The sequence below is a fragment of the Oceanospirillum beijerinckii DSM 7166 genome, assembly GCF_000422425.1.
Lineage (GTDB): Bacteria > Pseudomonadota > Gammaproteobacteria > Pseudomonadales > Halomonadaceae > Oceanospirillum > Oceanospirillum beijerinckii.
In genome coordinates, this window is sequence record NZ_AULT01000039.1 from 1 (window position 1) to 26078 (window position 26078).

General features: G+C 49.7%; 8 protein-coding genes. 7 read left to right on the forward strand and 1 reads right to left on the reverse strand.

Features of this window, described 5'->3' with window-relative positions; genetic code table 11:
• Positions 1-236 (forward strand): transposase (locus tag H579_RS0112675; RefSeq protein ID WP_028300998.1); only part of this gene is annotated, 236 nt, incomplete at its 5' end.
• A 380-nt stretch (positions 237-616) separates the two neighbouring features.
• Here H579_RS0112675 and H579_RS0112680 read toward each other — a convergent pair.
• Entirely contained in the window at positions 617-2329 is a 1713-nt protein-coding gene (locus H579_RS0112680) for an ABC transporter ATP-binding protein/permease (RefSeq protein WP_028300999.1), read from the reverse strand.
• A 213-nt stretch (positions 2330-2542) separates the two neighbouring features.
• Between H579_RS0112680 and H579_RS0112685 the strand changes: the two genes are divergently transcribed.
• The 6 genes from H579_RS0112685 (at position 2543) to H579_RS0112710 (ending at position 26054) form a co-directional block, all read left to right on the forward strand.
• Positions 2543-3238: an IucA/IucC family C-terminal-domain containing protein gene (locus tag H579_RS0112685; protein WP_028301000.1), complete on the forward strand. Its 696-nt coding sequence runs from the start codon at positions 2543-2545 to the stop codon at positions 3236-3238.
• Positions 3239-3519: 281 nt separating this feature from the next.
• Positions 3520-4233: a 4'-phosphopantetheinyl transferase family protein gene (locus tag H579_RS0112690; protein WP_084624099.1), complete on the forward strand. Its 714-nt coding sequence runs from the start codon at positions 3520-3522 to the stop codon at positions 4231-4233.
• A gap of 301 nt (positions 4234-4534) precedes the next feature.
• Complete coding sequence (locus tag H579_RS0112695) at positions 4535-5524, forward strand: TauD/TfdA family dioxygenase (RefSeq protein WP_245583263.1); 990 nt, start codon at positions 4535-4537, stop codon at positions 5522-5524.
• Between the two features lie 10 nt (positions 5525-5534).
• The gene (locus H579_RS28600) at positions 5535-8066 is read left to right on the forward strand and encodes a condensation domain-containing protein (protein WP_084624100.1); all 2532 of its coding nucleotides are present in this window, start codon (positions 5535-5537) and stop codon (positions 8064-8066) included.
• Positions 8063-11242, forward strand: a complete 3180-nt coding sequence (locus H579_RS25500) for a non-ribosomal peptide synthetase (protein WP_051227590.1) — start codon at positions 8063-8065, stop codon at positions 11240-11242. The genes H579_RS28600 and H579_RS25500 overlap by 4 nt, the downstream gene beginning before the upstream one ends.
• Positions 11243-11441: 199 nt before the next feature.
• Positions 11442-26054 carry a non-ribosomal peptide synthase/polyketide synthase gene (locus tag H579_RS0112710; protein ID WP_028301003.1) on the forward strand — a complete coding sequence of 4871 codons (14613 nt, stop codon included), beginning with the start codon at positions 11442-11444 and terminating at the stop codon, positions 26052-26054.
• The last annotated feature ends 24 nt before the right edge of the window (positions 26055-26078 follow it).

The following is a 26078-nucleotide window of genomic DNA, read 5'->3' on the forward strand; positions in this document are numbered from 1 at the left end:
CTTTAGGTACAAGGGCATCTCCAGCAGAGAAGATGGCACATAAGTTAAGGACCAAGGCAGGACGAGCGATCTATGCCTTACGTAAACAAACGGTTGAGCCGGTCTTCGGTATTATCAAATCGGTCTTGGGCTTCCGTCAGTTCTCGCTACGAGGACTGAAGGGAGTGACAGGAGAATGGAGCTTGGTGTGTATGGCCTGGAATCTAAAACGAATAGCCAAGTTGCGCCTAAAATAAGGTATTGAACAGGGATATTCTCAAAAAATAGGAATATCCCTGCATAAATCGCAATTTTTTCTGATTTTTAAGCCTATTGACAGCTTAAGTCCGACAGGCTGCTAGAATGTAGCCAACAGCTGTTAGCTGTAACATCATACGAGCAGCAGCTAAGAGCACTTTAGTGGGATTTCCTTGCCAACGTAAATACAGTGTACTCATCAATGTAATCGGAATGGCACACCACACTAAAGACTGCCAAGATATCTCTTGCATATTATCCTCCTGATAATAATGGGCTGATTGCTAAAATAAGCATCTGATCAAAAGTATTCCGGCCTGTGGCCGGAATATACGGGTATTTTTTGTCGAAGAACTTTTGCTCAAGTCTGCCTACTGGTTTAGCAAGTAGCACTTTCCTCTGCGACAGTATTTTTATGCTGCCAGCGTTCTGGCTGTTGCAATGTCAAAAGCTGTGTGTGGAAACGTTTTAACGAGGCTCGATGGGCAATGCTGATTATGGTGCTATTAGGCAGTTCTTGTAGTAATAATTGATAAAGCTGAGTTTCACTCTCAGCATCCAATGCAGAAGTGCTTTCATCTAATAGCAGTAATGAGGGTTTGTAGAGTAAGGCTCGAGCGAATGCGCAGCGCTGTTGCTCCCCAATACTTAGGGTTTGTGACCAATCTGATTCGGTATCCAGTTTTGATAGCAGATGTTCTAAGCCGCACAGCTGAATGACTTTCTGTAGGTATGTGTCATCCATTGTTGGTTTGGCTGGATAATAGAGGGAGTCTCGAAGACTGCCTAAAGGCAAATAGGGTTTTTGTGCCAAAGTTAAGAATTGGTCTCTATTATAGCTGACATGACCTGAAGCTTGTGTCCATAAACCGCTAATAGCCCTAAATAGAGTGGATTTACCAAAACCTGATTCTCCTTGAATCATAAGACGCTCCCCTGAAGGGAGAGAGAGAGATAAACCCGATAACAGTGGTTTTCCTTCTGGTAGCCAAATATGAAGGTCATTTAATTTAAGGCCACTTTCTTGGTGTAAAATAGCAAGCTCTGTCGGGGTTTTGATATCATCTAAGCGCTGTTTAAACCCCGTCAATCGATCAATTACTGATTTCCATTCAGCGAGTTCAGGAAATGCTTCTACTAGATAAGAAAATGCGGCTTGCACCTCTTCAAATGCAGCGCTGGTTTGGGTTAATCGTCCCAAGGGAATGCTGCCAGAAAAAAATACAGGAGAGAGAATAAGCATGGGCATCATAACTGCAGAGCGCATATAAAAAGTTGAATAACCCAAGACTATTTTTTGTCGTTTGATAAGTTTCCAGAAATTTGTCAGTACAGTTTCCAGTCGTTGACTGAAGCGGGCGTGTTCTTCGTCCTCCCCTTGGTAGAGGGCAATTGCTTCGGCGTTTTCCCTGAGTCTCACCATGGAGTAACGGAAGTCTGCTTCTCGTTTTTGTTGTAGAAAGTGGAGGCGTGGTAGTTTGCGCCCTAGCCAAAAGACGCCGCCAGTACCTAATAATGAATAAAGTAAGGCAGCCCATACCAGTAAGCCTGGAATCACCACCTCTTCTCCATTAATAGGAAAACTGAGCAGTTCAGAGGCGTGCCAGAGAATATTGAGAAAGGAGAAGAGGGATACCACCGCCGTTAGCACACCCAAGCTCAACGTGATCGACATGGTAATGAACATCTTAATGTCATCCGCGATACGTTGATCGGGGTTATCCATCTCTGGAGCAGAGAGCTGTAGTTTAAGAAAGCGTTTCTGGTCTAGCCACTGCTTGAGCATATTTTCTGTTGCCCAGCGTCGCCAGCGAAGTATCAGTTTCTGTTGAAAGTGAAAACCAACCATGGTGCCGGTGGTAATAGCAACCTGTAAGCCCATAAACATTAAGCAGCCTAATAAAAAGGCTTGATAATCTAATTCTTGTAATGAGTTATAAAAGTACAGGTTCCAGTAGTTATTCAGAATATTGATACCAACCATAAAGAGGTTGGCGGCAATGGCGCCGACTAGCATCAGTAAAGCTGGTTTTTTTTGATCTGATATCCAGAAAGGTTTAGCCAGCCTCCAGAAGTTGTGCAAAGTGTGCATCTTGGGCAGTCCGTTGAATGTTGAACAAATTGAGATTGATTTACTTGCGGCGCAAGAATAACATTAATGCTAATTATTATCATTGATATATGAGCGCGTTACTGGAGTTATATTATTAGCCTTCCTGAATGGATTTATCAGGCTTGGCCTCCTCTACGGCAACGCTTTAAGCCTAGAGATGCAGATCTGACAGTTGATGAAGCGGCTTACTACTTGACAGAGCTGTACCAGCCTGAGGTGTTGGAGAAGTTGCTAACAGAGTTTGCAAAACACTACCCTGGACGTAAATCTGCAGCCATAGTATCTCAGTGGTCCATGAACTATATGAGTGTCTGTTTGCCTTCCTGTTTGATACCTGTGGTTGCTCTTCAACGCGGAGTACGTATCTGGCAGGAGCCAGTTTCCTTTGTGGTGTCAGATGATATGCCACAGTCACTATGGCTTGTTGGCCAGGAAGAGCAAATTCCTAGGGAGCATCTGCATCAGTACTATCATGATCTGCTGGACTTGCACCTGGGGCAGCTGTTTCCTGTTTTGGCGCGGGTTGGTCGGGTTAGTGATAAGATGCTGTGGAGTAATTGTGCCCTAATTTGGGACTACTTGTTTTATCGCCTAAGTGCTACTCCTGAGCTAACGTCTGTGGCAGAAGATGCAATGAGTTGGTGGTATCAGACTGAACTGGCTGAGAGCCAGATTAGTCTGGATTATTTTCTGAGTCTGGTTGATTCTCCGGTTCCTGAGATAAGGCCGCAGTTGCCGTTACGCAGTCACTGTTGTCTACATTTCAGGTTGCATGACAGGGTAAAGGGGCAGATGGATGTCTTATGTGAATCCTGTCCTAAATTGCATCGAAAGCCTTTAGAGCAACAGATTCGGTATTTAAATGAAATTTATGAAGATTGCGACTGATTTTGTCGCGTCATTTGGTTTCTGGTTGAGAGGGCTGGCTTTTTACGTTATCTAAATTGTTCGGTTTTTATCGGTCATTGATGTTCGTATCTCGGTTAAGCTTTCTTTGAATTGTTTTGTGTAATTGTTATACATATATTATTCGGGCAGTTAGTTTATTTTTCTGATGCTGCTGCTGTATATCCGATACAGAAGGCTTAATAGTATCTAATCTATTTTATAAGCGATTGTTATTGTCGTATAACCCTGAGTTGTTAGGAGAGGCTATTGGGAAGCAGTATATGATGTCGGAAGACTTTGTTATTCAGTGTGTATCTCCTTTTTCAAATGATACTGCCATTACCGTTGATCAGTTCTGGTGTGAGTTTGATGTTAGTAAATACCAGGATGATCTTTACCCGGCTTTAGATATTTCCTTTCCTGATTTTTTGCTTGGTGCTGTACAAAAACGCAAAGCTGAGTTTTTGGCGGGTAGGTATTGTGCTGCCAGTGTATTGCGACGTTTGGGGTCTCAGTCGCTGCAAGTAAAAAAGGGGGAGCATGGTTGTCCGATCTGGCCGGAGGGAATTAAGGGGGCTATCAGTCATACGGGGAATAGGGCGTGTTCTCTGGTATGTGCTGACCCTGGTTTGGCTGGGTTAGGGGTTGATATTGAAGAGGTGGTAACAAGCGAGCTGCTTGAACAGGTGTCTGACATGATACTGGTGGCAGAGGAGCGGCCGTTGTTGCAGCAGAGGTATTTCGATGCCAGGGTTGTTTTTACCCTGATTTTTTCACTGAAGGAAAGTTTCTTTAAAGCGGCTTACCCCATTGTGGGTGAGTACTTTGATTTTGACCGGGTTACTGTTGTTGGTATTGATAGTAAGGCTCAGGTGATTAGCTTTCGGGTTAATGGGCCTCTGCATGAGCGTTTTCCAGATGGGTCTTGTTATCAGGCGCATTATGCTTATGTAACAAAAAGTATCCTGGCGACTTTTGTGTTTTTACCTGTCTGATAGGTGCTGTTTTCTTAATTTTAGAATAAATACTTTGTTAGCATTTTTTCTGTCGTTTGATTTCACTGCTGTTTAAGTTTTATCACTTCATCTGTTCTGCTTCTGAAAGCTGATTAGAGTATTTGCCTGTATCCGGAATGGTATTGTTTATTTTTTGTAAATGATATTTATTATTATTTGCATTTAGTGAATGAGTAATTTACCCTTCTTCGCGGTTGAGGTAGCTGGTTTCGATCTGCCGCCTTTTGAACGGTTTTATGGAAAAAGGGTTCGTTGGAATACGAGCTGCACCAGGATACGAATGAATATGGCTAGAGAGGCATTAAAAAATCATGCCGACAAGTTGACAGGAGTCAGTTGTCATTTTCCAGATGATGATACTTCCCTTTCTTTAATTGTATCTGCCGACCATGGTCAGGATATTAATAAACTGGATGATGAGGCTCGGGAGCTTGTTGTTGATGCGGTCGGCAGTGTAGGGGCAGTGTTGTTTCGCGGTTTTAAAGTCAGTAGTCCTTTTGCTTTTCGGAAATTTGCTGCCAGTTTTGGTGCGCCTCTAGCGGATAGTTATGAGTATGGTTCAACCCCGCGTTCGCGTGTGTCTTCTGGGGTTTATAACTCTACGGAATATCCAGCCCATAGTTCCATCCCTATGCATAATGAGCAGGCTTATACCACGCAATGGCCGTCTCACCTTTGGTTTCATTGTATGAAGGCCAGTCAGAGCGGGGGAGAAACCCCTTTGGCGGATAGCCGGGTCATTTTTAATGAGATCCCTGAGTATATCCGAGAAGCCTTTATGAGTCGGGAGCTGATGTATGTGCGTAACTTCAGTCCTATGTTGGATGTGCCCTGGCAGCAGGTATTTAATACCGAATCCAGGCAGGATGTTGAGACATTCTGTCGCGCTCAGAATATTGAGTGGGAATGGATTGGTAATGATTCATTAAGAACCCGGCAAAAGTGTCAGTCAGTACTGCAGCATCCCGTTACCGGTGAGTGGGTATGGTTTAATCAGGCCCATCTGTTCCATGTCTCTGCCTTGGAGAGTGAAGCCCGTGAGGGGTTAATAACGACTCTGGGGGAAGAAAATTTACCTCGAAATGTTTACTACGGTGATGGTGCTCCAATCGCTGATGCTGATCTGGATGTTATTCGAGCGGTCTTTGATCAGCATAAGCTGGCTTTTCCTTGGCAAAAAGGTGATGTCACCATGATAGATAACCTGCTTGTGGCTCATGGGCGCAACCCTTATGAGGGTGAGCGTAAAGTAATTGTGGCAATGGCATAAGGAGGTTGTCATGGAAAGTGTTATTGGTAACTCACCGGAAACTTCTGATTTGACAGAAGCAGTGGATAAAGTGGAATTGTCCGCTTCTGTAAAAGAACAAGGGCCTTTGAATAATGCTCAGCAAAGGCTGTGGTTTTTGTGTCAAACCCAGGGTGATCCCTGTCAGTTTAATCTGGTTATTACCATAGATCTACAAGGCGCGATTGATTGTGCTCGTTTGGAGCGGGCGATTGATCTGCTGGTTGAGCGTCATCCGGCTTACCGTAGCCGTATTCAGGGTGCGGGCAATGGTCAGCAGGTCGTTTTGCAGTCTGAGTCTCTTGTGTTAGATGAGGAGGACTTGTCGGCAATGCCAGTGGTAGAGCGGGATGCCAGGCTTGCCGGTTATGTTCAAAGTGAGCTGCGAACCCCGTTTGATCTGACAGTCAGTACAGCACCTCGTTGGCAGCTGTTTAAGGTCGATGCTGATCGCTACCAGCTGGTCATGACTGTGCATCATATTGTTTTTGATGGTCAGAGCCTTATGGTGACCATGAAAGAGCTGGCAGAACTCTATTCCTTATCCGGTGCTGATGCTGCTGAGGATTCTTCCAGTCAGGGACAGGGCTCAGGGGTGAGTGGTACGGAAGATATGACTCTGATCGATTATGCCCTGTGGGAGCAGTCTGAACAGGCGATCGGGGCAAGGGAGGAGTCTCTACGCTTTTGGCAGCCAAGATTAAGAGATTTTCCGGAATCGCTGAGTTTTCCTGAGGTTAATTCTGGCGAGTCAGGTGCTGGAGCATACCGGTCTGTGCTGGACCGAAACGTTCTGAAGGTAGTGCGTAAGTGGGCCCATGCTCACAACCTTACGCCTTTTGCACTGCTTAAGGCTGCGTTTGATTTAGTGGTGTTTCGTTATAGCGGTCAGTCCCGTTTTCTGGTTGGGACCGATATTGCAGGTCGTGAGTTGCCTGGGCTAGCCCGTACTACAGGCTTCTTTATTAACCAGTTGTCTTTACCCTGTGAGATTGATGCCGCCAAACCTGTGCTGGAATGGTTGCAGCAGATCGATAGTGATATGGCTCTGGCCCTGAGTCATAAAGATGTACCTTTTGATCGCTTAGTGGCTGCTCAGGCTGGCCAGCATAGTGGTACAGATACCCCTCTTTTTCAGGTGAAGATGAATTATCAGCAGCGCCGGGCAAGAAGCTTGCGTTTTGCTGACGCCAAGTTGATGAAGCATAGGGTTTATCAGCATACAGGGCCTTATCACCTGGTTCTTGATCTGGTGCATGAAGAAGACGGCATCACGGCAGAGTTTGAATATCAGCAGCGTTTCTTCGGTGCTCAGAAAATTCAGCTGGTTGCCGGTCAGTGGCAGCGAGTGCTGGAAAACCTTGATGATCTTGTATCCGGCAATCTGGCTGAGGCGGATGCCCGGCTGGCAGAATGGGAGCGGAAAGTTTTGTCCGAGCAACAGCGTAGTTCACAGCAAAGTCGCGCACAGCAGCGCCCGGTTTCTTCCTTAAGAGCCAGGGGAGGTCGTCGTCAGGCAGTTGCTATTTCCAGTACAAGTCTGGTGAAAGAAAGTTTTATTGATGCTGATAGGTCTTTGCCTCTGGTGATTGAGCAGGGTGACTCGCCAGTGAACCTGATTGAATGGGCTCGCGAAAATCAGCCCATGCTGGAGAGGCGAGTGCTTGAGCATGGTTCAATTCTTTTCCGGGGTTTTGATGTCAGTTCATTGGATGAGTTTGACCACGTAGTAAGTGCCTTATCTCCAGGGGCTCTGGAATATATGTTCCGGGCATCACCTCGCAGCCGGGTGGATGGCAATATTTATACCTCGACCGATTATCCGGCGGATCAGCCTATTTTTCTGCATAACGAACACTCCTATTCACCTCGTTTTCCGTTAAGGCTGTTTTTCTATTGTCATAATGAAGCCGCAACTGGTGGTGAAACGCCGATCGGTTGTGTAAGAGAGATTACCCGTAGAGTACCTGAGGCGATTAAGGAGAAGTTTAAAGCCAAGGGTGTGCGCTATGTGCGTAACTATGGTGATGGTTTTGGTTTGCCTTGGCAGTCTGTGTTCCAGACCGAGGATCAGGCAGAAGTAGAAGCTTACTGTGATTCCATGGGTATTAGCTACGAGTGGAAAGAGGGGGGGCGTCTGAGAACCTTCCAATGGGGCGGGGCCATGATGAAACATCCCCGTACCAATGAAGAGTTGTGGTTTAACCATGCCACCTTTTTCCATGTCACAACCTTGCCGGCAAAGATCAGGGATTCCTTAATGTCCGATTTTGGCGCTATGGATCTGCCAACCAATACTTTTTATGGCGACGGTAGTCCGGTTGAGCCGGAAGTACTTGAGCAATTGCGCACGATTTATCGTGAAGCAACAGTCATGTTTCCCTGGAAGAAGGGAGATGTGCTCTTTATGGACAATATGCTGAATGTGCATGGCAGAACCCCTTACACCGGGCCTCGTAAGGTAATGGTCGCTATGGCCGAGGCTCAATATGGTAAAGACTTGGTAATAGGAGATACGGAATGAGCGACGTAACAGGCTTCCCACTATCACCTCAACAGGCACAGTGGTGGCGTAATCGGGATAGATTCCAGGCTCCGGTCTGGTTGCAGCTGGTTTGCAGACAGTCCCTGGATGTTGTTGCTCTAAAAGAAAGACTGGCACAGCAGTTGGCTAATGAAGAGATTCTGCGTACCCGTCTGCACCGCATCTCGGGTATGGAGTACCCACTACAGGTGATTGAGGATAGCAGTCAAGTTCCTCTGATCGAAAAAGACTGGCGCAATCTTGCTGGCGAAAATATCGAGCAGCTACGTAATGAGCTGGCGACTAAAACCCTGGATAAGGGTTTAGATCAGACCTCTGATGAACTGTCCGTTTACTGTATTGCACTGCCATCAGCAGATGATAAGCCTTGTTTTATGCTGCATCTGTCTGCGCCGGGCTGGATGCTGGATAGTCTGAGCCTGCAATTACTGGCGGAACGTATTCTGGGACTGCAGGCTGGTCCTGAAGAACCGTTGCAATATGTGGATTTTAGTCAGTGGAAACAGGAGCTACTGGAAGAAGAGCCTGACCATCCAGGTGTAGAATTCTGGCAGCAGAATAGCCCTGATAGTGTACCGGCACTGGGCTTGGAAAGCCGGAAGCCAGGTAAACAGATTGCCAGCTTGCCCTTTACTTTAACCGGTACGTTTATATCCTCTCTGGAACAGATTGCAGCGAATCAGCAGGTTTCTTTGTCCTGTTTGCTGATGTATAGCTGGAATGCTTTACTGACCCGTCAGGTGGCTCCAGAAGCTATGCCGGTGCTCTGGTACGATGAGGGCCGTAATGACGATACCTTTGATGCCCTGGGTGTCTACGGACAGACTCTGGCCTGTCAGTCAGTGATTAATCCAGAGCAGTCTCTGCTGGGTCAATTAAAGTCATTTTCCGAAACTGTGGCTATTGCGACCGGCTGGCAGGATTACATGCCAGGTTTCAGCGGCGAGAGTCTGCAGGGAGCAAAAAGTGCTGCCGTGTTTGCCTGGCTATCTGCCACTGATGTATCAGGTAATAATACAAAAAGTTTGGTAGTAGATCGCTTTGGCGGTATCAGTGCGCCAGGGGCGATTCAGTTACTGTGTTTTGCGGATAACCGCTCTGATTTAGCCTGTCAGTTGCTGGCTGACCCAAGCCGTTACGATGAGCAGGCATTAGCTTGTCTGGCAGAACAGTGGCAGCAGCTGCTTAAGGCGATGACAGAAAATCTGGACGTGCCTCTATCCCGCATATCGTTATTGGGTGAACAACAGAGGCAGCTGATGACCCCTGTATCTACCAATGCAGCAACGACTACCAATACAGAAACAGTTTCCAATATAAGTGCTAAGCCAGAAACCTTCCTGCAGAGATGGCAGCAAGCGGTTGCTCAGTACCCGGAAAATGTCGCAGTCAGAGAAAGCGAACGCACCCTGAGTTATTGCGAGATGAATGCTCGAGCTAATCAGCTGGCGGGTTATTTCCAGGCACAAGGTGTTGCCCAAGGTGATATTGTTGGTGTTCATCTGCCAAGAGGTATTGATGCGCTACTGACAATTCTAGCCGTACTAAAAGCGGGTGCGGCTTATCTGCCTCTGGACCCGGATTATCCCGAGGAGCGACTCAACTATATGGTGCAGGATAGTGGTGTGCGCTATATCGTGGGGTACAAACCTGAGTCTGCGCCAGAGGGCCTGAACTATCTGACATTGGACTCTGAACTGGCATTGTCTGAAAACAGCTCGGAGCTGGCCGCAGGGCCTGAGCGTGATGATATCGCTTATCTGATCTATACCTCAGGTTCCGTAGGGCAACCGAAAGCGGTGGAGATCAGCCATGACAACCTGAGCTATTCACTGGCTGCCAGATTGAGCTATTACCGTGAGCCGGTAAAAGCCTATCTGATGATGTCTTCGCTGTCTTTTGACAGTTCCGTTGCAGGTATCTTCTGGGCGCTATCCCAAGGTGGCGAGCTGGTTCTGCCCGCTAATGGTGATGAGCGTGAAGTGCAGGTGCTGCTGGATCTGATGACGCGCTTTAAGGTGAGTCACGGTCTGTCATTGCCTTCCGTATTTAATGCCATGATTGATGCCGCCAGTGCCGAACAGAGAACCGTGTTACAGAACAGTCTGGTGGCTTGGATTGTCGCGGGTGAAGCCTGCCCGGAAGCCTTGATTGAAAAACATTATCAGAGCTTCCCTGCTGCGACCTTGGTCAATGAATATGGCCCGACAGAAGCCACGGTCTGGGCGACGGCTGCTCAGCTCAGTACCGAATCTCCAGTCACTATTGGGCAGCCTGTACCTGGTATGGGTGTCTATCTGCTGGATGAGCAGGGCGAGGCGGTTGCGGTTGGAGAAACCGGTGAAATCTATCTGGCAGGTCCACAACTTGCCAGAGGCTACCGGGGTAAACCGGAACAGACGGCGCAGGCTTTTGTTGAAGGTGTTTCTGCCGCGCAGGGGCAGAGACTGTACCGTACCGGTGATCTGGCACGCTGGCAGGCCAATGGTGAGCTGCAATTTTTGGGGCGTCGCGATCATCAGGTGAAAATTCGCGGACATAGAATTGAGCTGGGTGAAATTGAAGGTCGTCTGAACAGCCATGAAACCGTGAAACAGGCCGTTGTTGTGGCTCGTGAGTCCGGTGATCGTCAGCGCCTGGTGGCTTATGTTATTGAAGATAGTCGCAGTATTGATGTGGCTGTATTGCGCAATCACCTATCTGTGGCTCTGCCAGATTATATGATCCCGGCTGACTTTGTCATTGTGCAGCATTTCCCTTTAACCCCTAACGGTAAGCTGGATCTTAAGGCTCTGCCTGAGCCGGATTCCCAATCCGGTGTGCCTTATACACCACCAAGTAATGATGTGGAACGCGCCTTGGCCTCCATTATCGGTTCTCTGCTGGAGCGGGAGCAGGTGGGGGTAGACGATAACTTCTTCCATATTGGTGGTGATTCCATCCTGAGTCTGCAGGTGGTCAGTCGTGCTCTGGCGGAAGGGATTGCTATCACGGCTCGAGATATCTTTGAGCAAAAGACCGTGCTTAAGTTGGCATCTGTCGCATCCCTAACGGAAAAGTCTTCAGGAGACGTTATTGAGGAGTCCGATGAGCTGCTTATCAGTCTGGATGATAGTGAGCTGAATGCTTTGCTGGATGAGGTTGATAGCGCCTGACCCTGGCCTAATAACTGCCCGATGATTGACAGCTGATCGGGCATTTTAAGTGTTAAGAAATGATTCCCTGCGCTGGCTTTAGCTAGCGGAGTGGGTTTTCTGTTGCCTGTCGAAAGTTTTGTAATGACACTAATGCCTTTTATATCAATACCTTATGGCTTTTGTGTCTTAACGATAAACAGTTCGGAACGTTGTCATAATGACTCAGAAATCTACTCAGCGTGAGAATATCGCTGATATTTATCCTCTTTCCCCTTTGCAGCAGGGGATGTTGTTTCACTCTTTGCTACAGGAAGACTCCGGTGTTTATATCATGCAGGATCGCTACCGGATTCAGGGCCGAATTGATGTTGCTGCTTTTGAGCAAGCCTGGCAAACCGTAGTCGATACCCATCCAGCGCTGCGTACCGCTTTCAGCTGGAAGTCGCAGAAACAGCCTTTGCAGATTGTGTATAAAAAGGTGGCGACCCCACTGACGATTATTGATCTGAGAGGTAAAGACAGTCAGGAGCAGGACAACTATATCCAGGATTTGTTGCAGCGAGAGCAACGTTCCGGTTTTAACATGGCCAAACCACCTCTGATTCGTTTCCGACTGGTGCAACGTGGCGAAGATGATTACGAGCTGGTACGCAGTTTCCACCATATTCTGATGGATGCCTGGTGTATCTCCCTGATTCTGGTGGATTTCCTAAAGGTCTATGATGCGTTAATCAAGGGTGTGCAACCGGAGTTGGAAGTACCCCGCCCATTTCGTGATTATATCGCTTGGTTACAGAAGCAGAATACCGATAATGCCCGTGATTTCTGGCAACAGCATTTGCAGGGCTTATCTTCTCCGACCCCTGTACCTGTGGAAAAAGCCGCTAGAAAAAATCAGTACGGTGAATCTGTACTGGTAGAAGATACCGAAATTAATTTTTCAGAGGCACAGAGCAAACAACTACACAATTTTTGCCGTCAGCACGATCTGACCCCCAATACTTTTTTCCAGGGGGTATGGGCATTGTTGCTCAGTCGTTACAGTGGTCAAAACGATGTGTTATTTGGGGTAACGGTTTCCGGCCGTCCACCTAGCCTGGCGGGCGTAGAGAAAATGGTGGGGCTGTTTATTAACAGTCAGCCCTTACGTGTCAATCTACCCAAAAACACCCGGGTGGTTGAGTGGTTGAAAAATATTCAGCTCGATAACCTGGAGATGCGGGAATATGAGCACACCAGCCTGGTAGATGTTCAGGGCTGGAGTGATTTTCCCCGTGGTGAAGCTCTGTTTGATACTTTGCTGGTTTATGAAAATGCCCCTTTTGATCGCCTGATTTTGGAAGGTGAGTTTAGTTTCCAATGGAATGGTATGCAGCATGGGGTACATACTCATTACGGCTTGACGATTGTTGTCATGCCCCATGATGAGCTAGAGCTGAAGATCTCTTATGACTATGCTCGTTTTGATCGAGCAACCATCGATGCCATGTTACGTCATATGCGTGAATTGGCATTGGCAATGATAGCGGCACCGGATGCTTATCTGGATAAGCTGGACCTTCTTGATAAGGATGAGCAACAGCAGTTAGAACATGGTTTCAACCGTTCTCAACAGGACTTCCCACTGGAACATGGCTATCCAGAGCTATTTAGACAACAGGTCGCCCGTTGCCCTGAGCAAATTGTAGCAGCCTTTCAGGGGCAGACGTTGAGCTTTGCTGAACTGGATCTACGCACTAACCGTCTGGGTCATGTCATTGCTGCTGGTGCCGCAATTCATAGTGTGAATATCGACAGCGCCGCTGGGAGTAGTGACAGTGCGAATCATAACGTAAGCCGTCAAGATGAGTTTTTAGTCGCTCTGCTGGGAGATCGTGATCTGCCCCTGTTAAGCGCCATGATAGCTACCTTTAAAGCTGGTGGTGCCTATCTGCCTCTGGCGCCAGGTCTGCCAGATGGTCGTCTGCAGGAGCTGTTTGAGCTGAGTCAGGCGCAAGTACTGGTAGCCTCTGAATCCTGTCGTGACCGGGCTGAGAAACTGGCGGCGCAGCGTGATTGTCATCTGGTGATTGTGGAAGACCACTGGTTGCAGGGCAATGAAGCCGCTCTACCGGCTATTTCATCCCCAGAGCGCTTGGCCTATGTGTTATTTACCTCGGGTTCTACTGGTACACCAAAAGGTGTGATGGTTGAACAACGGGGCATGTTGAACAATATTTTTGGTAAGCAGCCCCAAGCAGGTTCCCTGGGCTTATCTGAGCAGGATGTCATTGCTCAAACCGCTTCCCAAGCATTTGATATCTCTGTCTGGCAGTTTCTGGCCGCACCGGTAACCGGTGCGCGGGTAGAGATTTTGCCGGATTGTATAGCCCATGATCCTGCGCAACTGATGGATGCGGTCTCTGAACGGGGTATTACCCTGTTAGAAGCGGTTCCGGCCATGATGCGAGGTCTATTGGATGAAGCAAAAGACAGGCAAGCTAAGGGTGATGCTCAGCCCTTTTCTGGGCTACGTTGGCTGATTGCTACCGGTGAGGCTCTGCCTCCTGCACTAGCTAATGAATGGCTGGAATTCTTCCTACAAATTCCGATTATGAATGCCTATGGCCCAGCGGAATGTTCTGATGATGTGGCATTTCATGCCATTCGGGATAAGGACCTGGATCCAACCCATCCTCTACCAGTGGGTTCGCCAACGGCCAATAACCAGCTTTATGTACTGGATGATGATCTGCGCATACAGCCTGTTGGTGTACCTGGTGAGATCTGTGTCGCAGGTACAGGGGTTGGCCGGGGTTACTGGCGGGATCAGGAACGCACAGAACAGGTATTTATTGATCACCCTTTTAATCCAGGGCAGCGCTTCTATCGCACCGGTGACCTGGGACGTTGGTTACCGGATGGCACCATTGAATATCTGGGGCGTCGGGATTTCCAGGTCAAAATTCTGGGTCATCGTATTGAGCTGGGTGAGATTGAAAACCGTCTGGAAGCTCTACCTCAAGTAAAAGCTGCTGCAGTAGTCGCACCACAGGATACCCGTGGTAATCGTCGTTTAGTAGCTTATTGGACTCCCAGAAATGAGCAGGCAATTAGTGACACTGATGAGAAAGTTCTGAAAGAGGCGCTAGCCGCCCAGCTACCGGAATATATGGTACCTGGTGTGATGGTTCGTCTGGATGCGCTGCCATTAAGTGCCAACGGTAAGATTGATCGTAAGGTGCTGGAAGCAAAACAGATTACGCTGGCTACCTCTGAACCGGTTGCGCCTCGTAATGACACTGAACGTGAATTGGCAAAGATCTGGTCTGATATTCTGCAGCGTGAAGATGTGGGTGTTGAAGATAGCTTCTTTGCTCTGGGTGGTCACTCACTGCTGGCGACCCGAGTGATGGCTAGAATCAGAGAGTCCTTTAAGCAGGAGCTGCCGCTACGCACCCTGTTTGAACAGAACACCATTGCCCGCTTAGCCGCATTAATTGACGGAGGTGAGTCAGGTGCCGAGGGTAGTGGCTCTGTGCTGACTAAACAGCCGCGTCCTGATCGCCTGCCTTTATCTTTTGCTCAACAAAGACTCTGGTTCCTGGACCAGCTGGAACAGGGTAGCTCTCAATACAATACCGCATTTGCACTGCGCTTCAGTGGCCCATTAGATGTCGCCCTGTTTGAGTCAGATCTTAATGCTCTGGTTGCGCGTCATCCGATTCTGCGTAGCCGTATTCAGTCCGAAGGTGATACCCCCTGGCTGAGCTTTGATCAGCAGCAGAAGGCCAATTTTCAGTTAGTACAAGTATCAGAATTGGAATGGGCTCAACTCGCTCATCAGGTTATGCCTGAAGAAGTGGCTCGGGATTTTGAACTGGAGCATCAGGCCCCGATTCGTACTTTCCTATATCAGCATCCGCAGCGGGATGAAGCTATTTTCCTATGTGTGCAGCACCACGCGGTGACTGATGGTTGGTCGATTTATAACCTGTTAACCGAACTGGCAGAGATCCGTCTGGCTCGTAGGGAAAATCGCCGTCCTATTCTGGCAGATTTACCTATTGATTATGTGGACTTCAGTCTCTGGCAGCGTCGACCTGAGCAGCAGGCTCTGTTTGATCAGCAGCTGCAATACTGGGAGCAGACCCTGGGTCATGATCCTTATATCCTTGAACTACCTACGGATCGTCCGCGTAGTCAGCAGAAAGATGCACAGGATTACCGTAGTGGCGATGTCCGGGTCACTCTGCAACCTTCGCTAACGGACTCCATTCGTCGTTATGCCGCTGAACGTGCCGTAACACCTTTTACCGTTATGATGGCCAGCCTGCACCTGTTGCTAGGCCGCTATAGTGGTCAACAGAGAATTCAGGTGGGTACTCCAGTTGCGGGACGTAGCCAGCCTGAAACCCATCCCATCGTAGGTTGTTTTGTTAATACCCTGGTGATTGGTAGTGATCTGGCACCGGAAAACTCCTTTAATGAGTTGGTGGCTCAGCTGCATCGGACCATGATTGACGCTCAAGCCAATCAGGATGTACCGTTTGAAAGAGTAGTAGAGACACTGAGTCATGACAGGGACCTGTCGGTATCGCCATTGTTCCAGGTGCTGTTCACCATGCACCAGCATCGTCTGGGACAGCTGGATTGGGGCGATAATCAGGTGGAAGAGGTTGTGGTTGAAAATCGCATCAGCGCCTTTGACCTGTGTGCCGATGTGATTGATGACGAAAAGGATCTGCTGCTTATCTTTGGCTACCGATGTGCTCTGTTCGATCAGAGTACGGTACAGCGTTGGTTGAATCACTGGGTCAACCTGCTGGAAGCGGTTATCGCAGAACCTAAGCAAGGACTGTACCAGTATAACCTGCTCAGTGTTGAAGAACGTCACCAGCAACTGGAGCTATGGAATCAGACCGAACAGGACTTCCAGGCACCTGCAACTCTGACCGAAATGCTGGAAGTTCAGCATAACCGTACCCCTGATGCCATTGCTGTGGAGGCTGAAGACCAGCAATTGACCTATAAGCAACTGCACGAAAAAGCCAACCGGATTGCCCATTGGCTGCTTGAACAGGGTGTTAGCAAGGGGGTTGAGCAAACATCTGGGCAGGTCCCAGAGCACGGCCCTATTGTCGGTATCTGTCTGGAACGATCTGCTGATATGGTGGTTGCCGCTCTGGCAGCACTTAAAGCGGGTGCTGCCTACCTGCCTCTGGCTCCAGATCTACCGGCACAGCGTCTGCAGTATATGCTGGATGATGCGGAAGCCACTGTGGTTCTGAGCCACTCATCCCTGACAGCGGTATGCCCGAAAGCAGATCAAACCCTGCTGTTAGATCAATGGCAGGCCTCATCGAAGTCTGAACCCTATGTGTCAGTTGAATCTTATTCATCTGATGCTCCTGCAATTAGCCGCACAGGTGATGATCTGGCCTATGTGCTCTATACCTCGGGTTCAACAGGGCAACCAAAAGGGGTGTTGAACCTGCATAAAGGTGTTGTGAACCGTATGTGCTGGATTCAATCCCTGTTCCGGCTTAACGGTGATGATGCCATTTTGCATAAAGCACCGGTTATGTTTGACTTCTCCGTGTCAGAAATTTTCTGGGCTCTGACATCCGGTGCCCGACTGGTAGTTGCTAAGCCGGACGGTCATCTGGACAGTGAGTACCTGATTGATCTGGTGCAGGAGAAAGAGGTCACTACGTTAGATCTGGTGCCTGCCATGCTGGGTAGTTTGCTGGATAGTGGCCGTCTGGCACAGTGTAGCAAACTGCGTTGTGTTTTAAGTGGTGGTGAGGCGTTATCTGCTGAGTTGGTGCGTCGCTTCCAGCAGGCTATGGATCTAGATCTGTACAACCTTTATGGCCCTACTGAAAATGCCATCGATGCCAGTTATTACCTATGCCCAAGGGAGTCGATACCTGCGACCCTACCTATTGGTAAACCTCTGCCAAATACCAGCCTGTATATTCTGGATGAATATCAGAACCCTGTGCCTGTTGGGGTGTCAGGTGAGCTTTGTATTGGTGGTGTTCAGTTGGCAAGAGGTTATCTGAAGCGGCCAGATCTGACACAGGCCAGTTTTATTGCTTCGCCTTTTAATGCGGGTGAACGTCTATACCGCACCGGTGACCGTTGTCGCTATCTGCCAGATGGCAATGTCGAATATCTGGGCCGTCTGGATCATCAGGTTAAGCTGAGAGGACAACGCATTGAGCTGGGCGAAATTGATGCTTGTATTGAAGTTCAAGCGGGTGTTGGTGAAGCCATTACCCTGCTGCATGAGGCCGGCGAAGCTTCTCAGTTAGTCAGTTATTGGGTTGCTACAGACGAAGTTTCTGTTAGTACTGAAGCAACAGCCAGTTCCCAATCAGTCGGCATTTCTGAATCAGTATTGCGTCAGGCTCTGTCTAATGCCTTGCCGGTTTATATGGTGCCTGCACGTTTTGTCCAGTTGGATAGTCTGCCATTAACCCGTAACGGCAAGATTGATCGTAAAGCACTGTTGGACATGACTCCCGCGCCTGAAGTACGTGAGGTTATTGCCCCACGCACGGAAACAGAGCGTCAGTTAGCCCGTATCTGGGCTGAAGCGCTGCAGTTGGAAGAACAGGGCGTGGAAGAGTCAGGTGTTGAAGGGTTCAGCGTCGAAGATAACTTCTTTGCCCTGGGTGGCCACTCTCTGCTGATTACCCGCATTATGGCGCAGGTACGCCAGACCTTTGCTGTAGATCTGCGTTTACGCACCCTGTTTGATCACCCTACGGTGGCGGCTATGGCGGAGCAGATTGATAACGCCAGCCATCAGCAGACCCAAACGTTATCCGGTATTGAACGGCCCGAGCGTCTGCCTCTGTCTTATGCTCAGCAACGTTTGTGGTTCCTGAGTCAGCTGGAACCAGACAGCAGCCAGTACAATATGCCGTTTGCCATTCGCTTTAACGGTGAGCTGCATATTCAGGCATTGGTACAGGCCTTTGCTGATCTGGTGCAGCGCCATGAGATTCTGCGTAGCCGTGTCCAAGTAATGGATAATGATCCTGAGTTGATTATCAGCGCCGAGTCTCCTGAAATGGTGACGGAGGCTATCCGTGCCGAGCAGTGGGATGCTGTTCTCGAAGCTCAGATGACTCAGGAAAGCAATCAAGTATTTGATCTGGCAACGGAAGCGCCGATTCGTACACATCTGCTGTATGTTCAGGAACAGTCAACCTCAGAGGCTGAGGTTGCGACAGCAGAAACAGGGGTGCTATTACTGACTCTGCATCACTCCGTAGGTGATGACTGGTCGGTCGGCCTGCTACTGGATGAACTGGCGGAGTGTTATCAGGCTCGGTTAGATCAGAACGAGCAGGATCAAAACAAGCAGGTTCAAACATCTACTGATCTGCAGGCCACAAGTGCCCAGTATGTGGATTACAGTCTCTGGCAGCGTCGTCCTGAGCAACAGCAACGAGATGAAAAAGAGTTGGCTTATTGGCAAGAAACCCTGGGTGAAGGGGATTATCGTCTGCAATTGCCTCAGGATGCTCATACTGCTGCCGGTGATGACAAGGCCTGTGATTTCTGTGATATCACCTTATCCACAGAGCTGTATCAGGCGGTACAGCAGTATGCTCAGCAGCAGGGGGTAACACCTTTTATCGTCTATATGGCGACACTGCATCTGCTGTTGCATCGTTATAGCAGTCAACAGGATATTCGTGTGGGTATGCCTGTTGCTGGTCGCCATCATCCGGAAACACACGGCATGATTGGCTGCTTTGTTAATACTCTGGTGATTCGCAGTCAGCAAGCTGGCGATAAGCTGAGCTTTAATGAGCTGATTCAGCAGATCGGTCAAAGTGTGATTGATGCTCAAGAGCATCAGGATGTGCCGTTTGAGCGCGTGGTTGAACGCCTGGTGCGGGAAAGAGACCTGCAACGTTCCCCTCTATTCAGCGTGATGCTATCGATGGAACAGGCCGATCTGAAGCAACATAACTGGCCGAATCTGACCCTGGAAGAACTGGATATGCCTGGGATTGATGCCCAGTTTGATCTGAGCTTTGATCTGGGGGACCGAGGTGGTGATGCACTGCTTCGAGCCAGCTTCCGCAGCAGCCTGTTCTCCGAGGCCCGTATACAACGACTGTTGCAGCACTGGTTACATTTGCTGGAGCAGGGGCTGGCAACGCCAGAAGGTTTTGTAACGGACTTTAGTCTGCTGACTGCTGCTGAGCAGGAGCAGGTTCTGAGCTTTAACCGTTCTAAACGGGACTTCCCACTACAGCTTAGTTTTGCCGAGCTATTTGCCCATCAGGTGGCTGAGCAGCCAGAGAAAATTGTCGCCAGTTGTCTTGATCAGTCGCTCAGTTTCCAACAACTGGATCAGCGCAGCCGTAATCTTGCGCTGGCTTATCGGCAGGCTGGCTTGCTTCAGGCCGAGGTGCTTCTGGTGGCTGTCTTAGGTGACCGAGGTCTGCCTTTCCTGACCAGCCTGGTGGCTACGCTACGTAGTGGTGGCGCTTATCTGCCATTGGATCCAGGCCTGCCGGATACCCGTCTGGCTGAACTGCTGGCACTGGGTAAAGCTCCTCTGCTGGTCACCACAGCTAGCTGTCGTGAACGGGCGGAGCGTCTGGCATCAAACTGTGGCTGTCAGTTGCTGGAAGTGGAAGAACACTGGTTATCAGAGCAGGGTGAGATAGCCCTGCAGATTGATAACGGTGGTCCGGATAGTCTGGCCTATGTCCTGTTCACTTCAGGTTCAACCGGTACGCCTAAAGGTGTGATGGTTGAGCAAAAAGGCATGCTGAACAATATCTTTGGTAAATGCCCAGCAGATACTTCACTGGGATTATCCGAACAGGATGTGATCGCACAGACGGCTTCGCAGGCGTTTGATATTTCTGTCTGGCAGTTGCTGGCTGCGCCGGTCACTGGTGCCAGTGTGGTTATTCTGCCGGATTGTATTGCCCATGATCCGGAACAGTTGCTGGCTGCGGTGGATGAACACAGTATCAGTCTGCTGGAATCCGTACCCGCTGTTATTCGAGGCATGCTGGATGCAGCAGAAAATCGTTCGGAAGAAAGCTGTTCAGAAGAAAATCAGGTAACAACACTGAATAGTCTGCGTTGGTTATTGCCAACAGGGGAAGCTTTACCGGCAACCCTTGCTAACGAATGGCTGGCCCGTTTCCCTGCTGTACCTATGATGAATGCCTATGGCCCGGCTGAATGTGCCGATGATGTGGCTTTCCATCCTATTCGTACTGCATTAAACGCTTCTCAGCCTGTACCGATTGGCCGTCCGACCGCCAATAATGAACTCTTTATTCTGGATGAAGCGGGTCGTCTGCTACCGCCAGGTATACCGGGTGAGATAGGTATCGGAGGTGTGGGTGTCGGTCTTGGTTATTGGCAGGATACCGAGCGCACACGTCAAGTGTTTGTGAAGCACCCGCTGAAGCCAGAGGCACGTTTCTATCTTAGCGGTGACCTTGGCCGCTGGCGTGAGGATGGCAGTATTGAGTATCTGGGCCGTAAGGACTTCCAGGTTAAGGTACGTGGCCATCGTATTGAACCTGGTGAGATTGAAAGTCGTCTTGAGTTACATCCTGCTGTCAGTACTGCCGCTGTGGTTGCACCGGAAAATAGCCGTGGCGAGCGTCAGCTGGTGGGCTACTGGGTCAGAGTGGAAGGCGTAAAAGATGCCGCAGATCTAAGTACATGGCTGGCAGAGCAGTTACCGGCTTATATGGTGCCGAGCCTGCTGGTTGAACTGGCGGAAATGCCTCTAAGTCGCAATGGCAAGATTGACCGTAAGGCGCTGACCAAGCGTCCGGTGCAAACCCGCCAGCGTATGCGTCGTATGCCGGAAACCGCCACTGAGCTGCAATTGGCCGCTCTCTGGCAGCAGCTGCTGGTTAAGCCAAGAGCAGGCGAAAGTAAACTGGATATCAGTGCGGATGATAATTTCTTTGCCCTGGGTGGTCATTCTCTGTTGGCAACCCGTCTACTAGCACAGATTCAGCAGCAATGGGAGTTGAATCTGCCGCTAAGAGATCTGTTTGAATTGTCGGATATGGCGGCATTAGCATCACGTATTGATGAGCTTCGTGGTGAGGATACGGCTGGTCAGCGTCAAGGCGCGAGCTTGCTGCCGGATGCTATTGAACGACCTGATCAGCTGCCTCTGTCCTTTGAACAGCGCCGTCTATGGACTCTGGATCAGCTGGAACCTGGTAGCAATCAGTACCATGTACCTTTTGCTCTTAAGCTAACAGGTGCTCTGGATGTTTCGGCCCTGTGTCAGGCATTTGAGCAATTGGCGCAACGGCATGAGATTCTGCGTAGTCGCATCCGTGTTCAGGACGAAATACCTTACTTCTTTATTGGCAGTGAGATACCTGCTCTGGAAGTTAGTCAGCTGGCGGATGATAACTGGCAGGAGCAGGTAGGTGCTGCGCTACAGGTTCACTCCTGTAATCCTTTTGATCTGGCGGAGGAATCTCCAATACGGTCTCAGCTGTTGTTAAGACAAGAGCAAGGAGAAGGACAGCAGGAAGCGGTACTGATCATTACTCAGCACCATATTATTACTGATGACTGGTCCGTGCAGATCCTTATGGATGAACTGGCTCAGTGTTATGCCGCTAATCGGGATCAGAGCACTGCGATGCTACCGGCACTGTCTCTACAGTACGCAGATTATAGTGTATGGCAGCAGGCGCCAGAGCAGCAGGAGATGTTCTCAGGTCAGCTGGAGTACTGGAGCAATACCCTGGGTGATGAGCCTTATGTGCTGAATCTGCCGGTAGAGTATCCGGCTGCCGCTGAGGAAGCCCATCTGCCTGCCGGTGATGTGCAGCTGGCATTGCCAGAGGATCTGACAGGGAAGCTGCGGGCTTACGCCAGCCAGCACAATACCACGGTATTTGTGGTAATGATGTCGGCTCTGCATGCCCTGTTATCCCGTTACTGTAATCAAAATGATGTTCGGGTGGGGACTCCTGTTGCGGGTCGTCAACAGCTGCAGACCCAGGATATGTTGGGCTGTTTTGTTAATACTCTGGTGATTGGCAGTCAGGTTGATCATCAGCAGAGCTTTGCCCAGCTGGTGACTCAGGTTGGACAAAGAGTACTGGAGGCCCAGGAACACCAGGATATTCCGTTTGAGCGTGTTGTCGATGCCCTGGTAAAAGAGCGCGACTTTGAGCGTTCGCCGCTGTTCCAGGTAATGCTATCCATGGAAAACACTCAGCTGGACAGCGACTCCTGGCCAGGCTTGCAGCTGTCGGAAATGGATATGCCATCCGGTGCTGCTCAGTTTGCTCAGAGTTGGGAAGTTTATGATGACGGCACCCGTATCAGTGCAAGATTGTACTTTGATGCTGCGCTGTTTGAATCAGCCGGTATGCAACAATGGCTTAATCACTGGCAGCAGTTACTGGTTGTGGCTCTGGCCCAGCCTGAAGCACCTATGGCGCAGCTGGACTGGCTATCGGCTCAGGAACGGACTCAGTTACTGGAAAGTTTTAATGCTGTGGCCCAGAACTTTGATCTAAACCGCTTTTCTGAGCTAAGCCGCTCTTCTGAATCAAGCTTCGACCTGAGTCAGGGCTATAACGATCACTTTAGCCAGCAGGTACAACGCCATGGCCAGCGTCCACTGGTACATTTTGCTGGAGCTGATTCGCTTTCTGGTACTGAAGAAAGCCTGAGTTATACCGAACTGGATCAGCGCACAAATCGCCTGGCCCAGGTGATGCATCAGGCGTTACAAGCTTGCAATGGTGGCGAAAAACTGGTCGCGCTGTTGGGTGAGCGTGATCCTGGCCTGATGGCCGCTATGGTTGCCACCTTTAAAGCCGGTGCGGCTTATATGCCATTGGACCCAAGTTTGCCTGATGGTCGTTTGGCTGAGCTGCTTGAGCTGAGTGGTGAGCCGCTGCTGGTTGCTTCCCGTTCCTGTCGTGAGCGTGCACAACAGCTGGTACATAATCGTCAGAGCCAACTGCTGATTATTGAGGATCACTGGCTTGAAGGTGATACGAGTGCGTTGAATCTGCCGTGTACGCCTGATGACCTGGCCTATGTACTGTTTACCTCAGGCTCCACTGGTACGCCAAAAGGGGTGATGGTGGAGCATAAGGGTATGCTGAACAATATGTTTGGCAAACAGCCTTCTTTGGGACTGGGTGAAGGAGATGTGATCGCTCAGACGGCATCTCAGGCCTTTGATATCTCTGTCTGGCAGTTCCTGGCAGCACCTGTGGTGGGCGCTCAGGTACGTATCCTGCCGGATGAAGTGGCCCATAACCCTGAACGCTTGCTGGCGGCGATAGATGAATATGGCATCACTCTGTTAGAAGCGGTACCGGCGATTATTCAAGGTCTGCTGGATTGTGTGGAACAGCAAAAACAGCAGAATAAGGCCAGCCTGACATCTCTGCGTTGGTTGATCCCAACTGGTGAAGCCCTGCCTCCGGCATTGGCGAATCGCTGGTTGCAGCGTTTCCCGGATATTCCGTTAATGAATGCTTATGGCCCGGCAGAGTGTTCGGATGATGTCGCCTTTTATGCCATTCGTCAGAGTGGTTTGGATGCACGTCGCCCGGTACCTATCGGCCAGCCGACGCCAAATAACCTGCTCTTTATTCTGGATGATGCCCTGCGTCCTCAGCCTATTGGTGTGCCTGGGGAGATCTGTGTTGCCGGTGTTGGTGTCGGACGAGGTTACTGGCGTGATGAGCAACGCACTAAGCAAGCCTTTATTGATCACCCTTTTGCGCCAGGAGAGCGTTTCTATCGCACCGGTGATATGGGGCGCTGGTTACCGGATGGCAATATCGAGTATCTGGGTCGTAAGGATTTCCAGGTTAAGGTGCGCGGCCACCGTATTGAACCGGGTGAAATTGAAAACCGTCTGACCGATCTGGCACAGGTAAAAGCAGCCGTTGTGACTGCCCCTCGCAATGATAGAGGTGTGCGTCAGCTGGTGGCCTATTGGGTGTCTGAAGCAGGGCTTGGCAACAATGCAACTGCTGATACCTTGCGTGAGCAGTTACAGAAACAGCTGCCAGGTTATATGGTGCCAGAGCTGTTTATGCAGCTGGATGCCCTGCCACTGAATGCCAATGGCAAGGTGGATCGTAAGGCGCTGCCTCGTCCTGAAACTCATGCGGTTGAAAAGGTTGCAGCGGCAGATGCCAGTGAAGCGTTGTTGTGCGAACTGATTCAAAACCTGTTGGGACTGGAGCAGGTATGGAGCAACGACAACTTCTTTGCTCTTGGTGGTGACTCCATTCTGGCATTGCAGCTGGTTTCTCGGGCACGACAGCAGGGTGTCACCCTGACGCCGAAGCTTATTTTCCAGCAGCGTACTATTGCTGATTTGGCCCTGGCTGCCAGAAATATGGAGCAGACAGAAACCGAACAGGGTCTCTTGTCTGGCGCGGTACCGCTACTACCTGTTCAGCACTGGTTCTTTGGACATGGCTTTGAACAAGGGAATTACTGGAATCAGGCCATACTTTGTCAATATGAGGGTGAATTGAATGCCACCTTGGTAGAACGTGTGCTTTATAGCCTGGTTAATCATCATGATGCTTTGCGCCTGCGTTTTAAGCCTTCTGAGCAAGGCTGGAAGCAATATTACGGCGGTATTGAAGGAGCTCTGCGCTTCACCACATTGAATGATGTGCAAGAGGATGACCTAGAGACTGCGTTGACACCATTTGCGGCAGGATTGGATATTCAAAATGGTCCTATTAGCCAAGCCGTACTAGTGAATCTAGCTAACGGCCAGCAAAGGCTTTACTGGGCTATTCACCACCTGGTGATTGATACCGTTTCCTGGAATCTACTGCAGGATGACTTTGTTAGCCTGTATGGTCAGCTGGTTAACGGTGAGACACTGCAGTTACCTGAGAAAACCAGTTCCTATCGTCAATGGGCACAGTACTGGCGTGCGCCTGCAACTCAGGCGCGCCTGGTCCGTCAGCAGAGTTGGTGGCAGCAGCAGGATATTGAATTCAGTGTCCCTGTGGCGCATTCGGATGCCTCTCATAAGGTGGCCGATGCCATTACCCTGAGCACTAAGCTGGACAAAAAACGTACCGCTGAATTCCTGAATGAAGCTCAGAAGGCCTATCGAACCCGTCCAGAAGAGATGCTGGCAGCAGCCCTGGCGATGACGCTGAGTGACTGGAGTGGCCAACAGGATATCCGACTGGATATGGAGCATAACGGTCGTACCGGAGGCAGTGACCGTCTGGATATCAGCCGTACTGTGGGGTGGTTTGCCTCGGTTTATCCGCTGAAGCTGTCTGTAGCTTCTGCCCAGAACCCTGGACAGACCCTGAGTCAGATCAAGGATCAGCTCAGAGCGGTACCTGATCACGGTATCGGTTATGGCGCTCTGCGCTATCTGAGCGGAAACAATCCATTCGGTTCTTCATCTGAGGCGCGTCGTTCAGCGGTGTCTTTCGAGTACTTCGGGGTTGTTCAGCAGGATGAGGATGATGGTCCTCTACATGAAACCAGTGAGTGTCAGCCGCTGGAGCGAGGCGCAGATAACCACTGTGAGTATGAATTGGATGTGACTACCCAGATTGTCGATGGCTACTTGTGCCTGGAGTGGACCTATGGTGGTCAGCGTGATTCCCGTCAGGCACAGCAGGCACACCTGGAGCAATTTGTCCGACATCTGCAAAGCCTGATTGACCATTGCCTGAACCCTGAAGCTGGCCAGCTGACCCCTTCAGATTTCCCTATGGCTAAAAACCTAGATCAGAACACATTGAACTCGCTGCTGAAACGATTTGGTTCAGCGTCTAAGGATAAGACCCAATAGGGGCATAGGAATTGAGGGTTATAG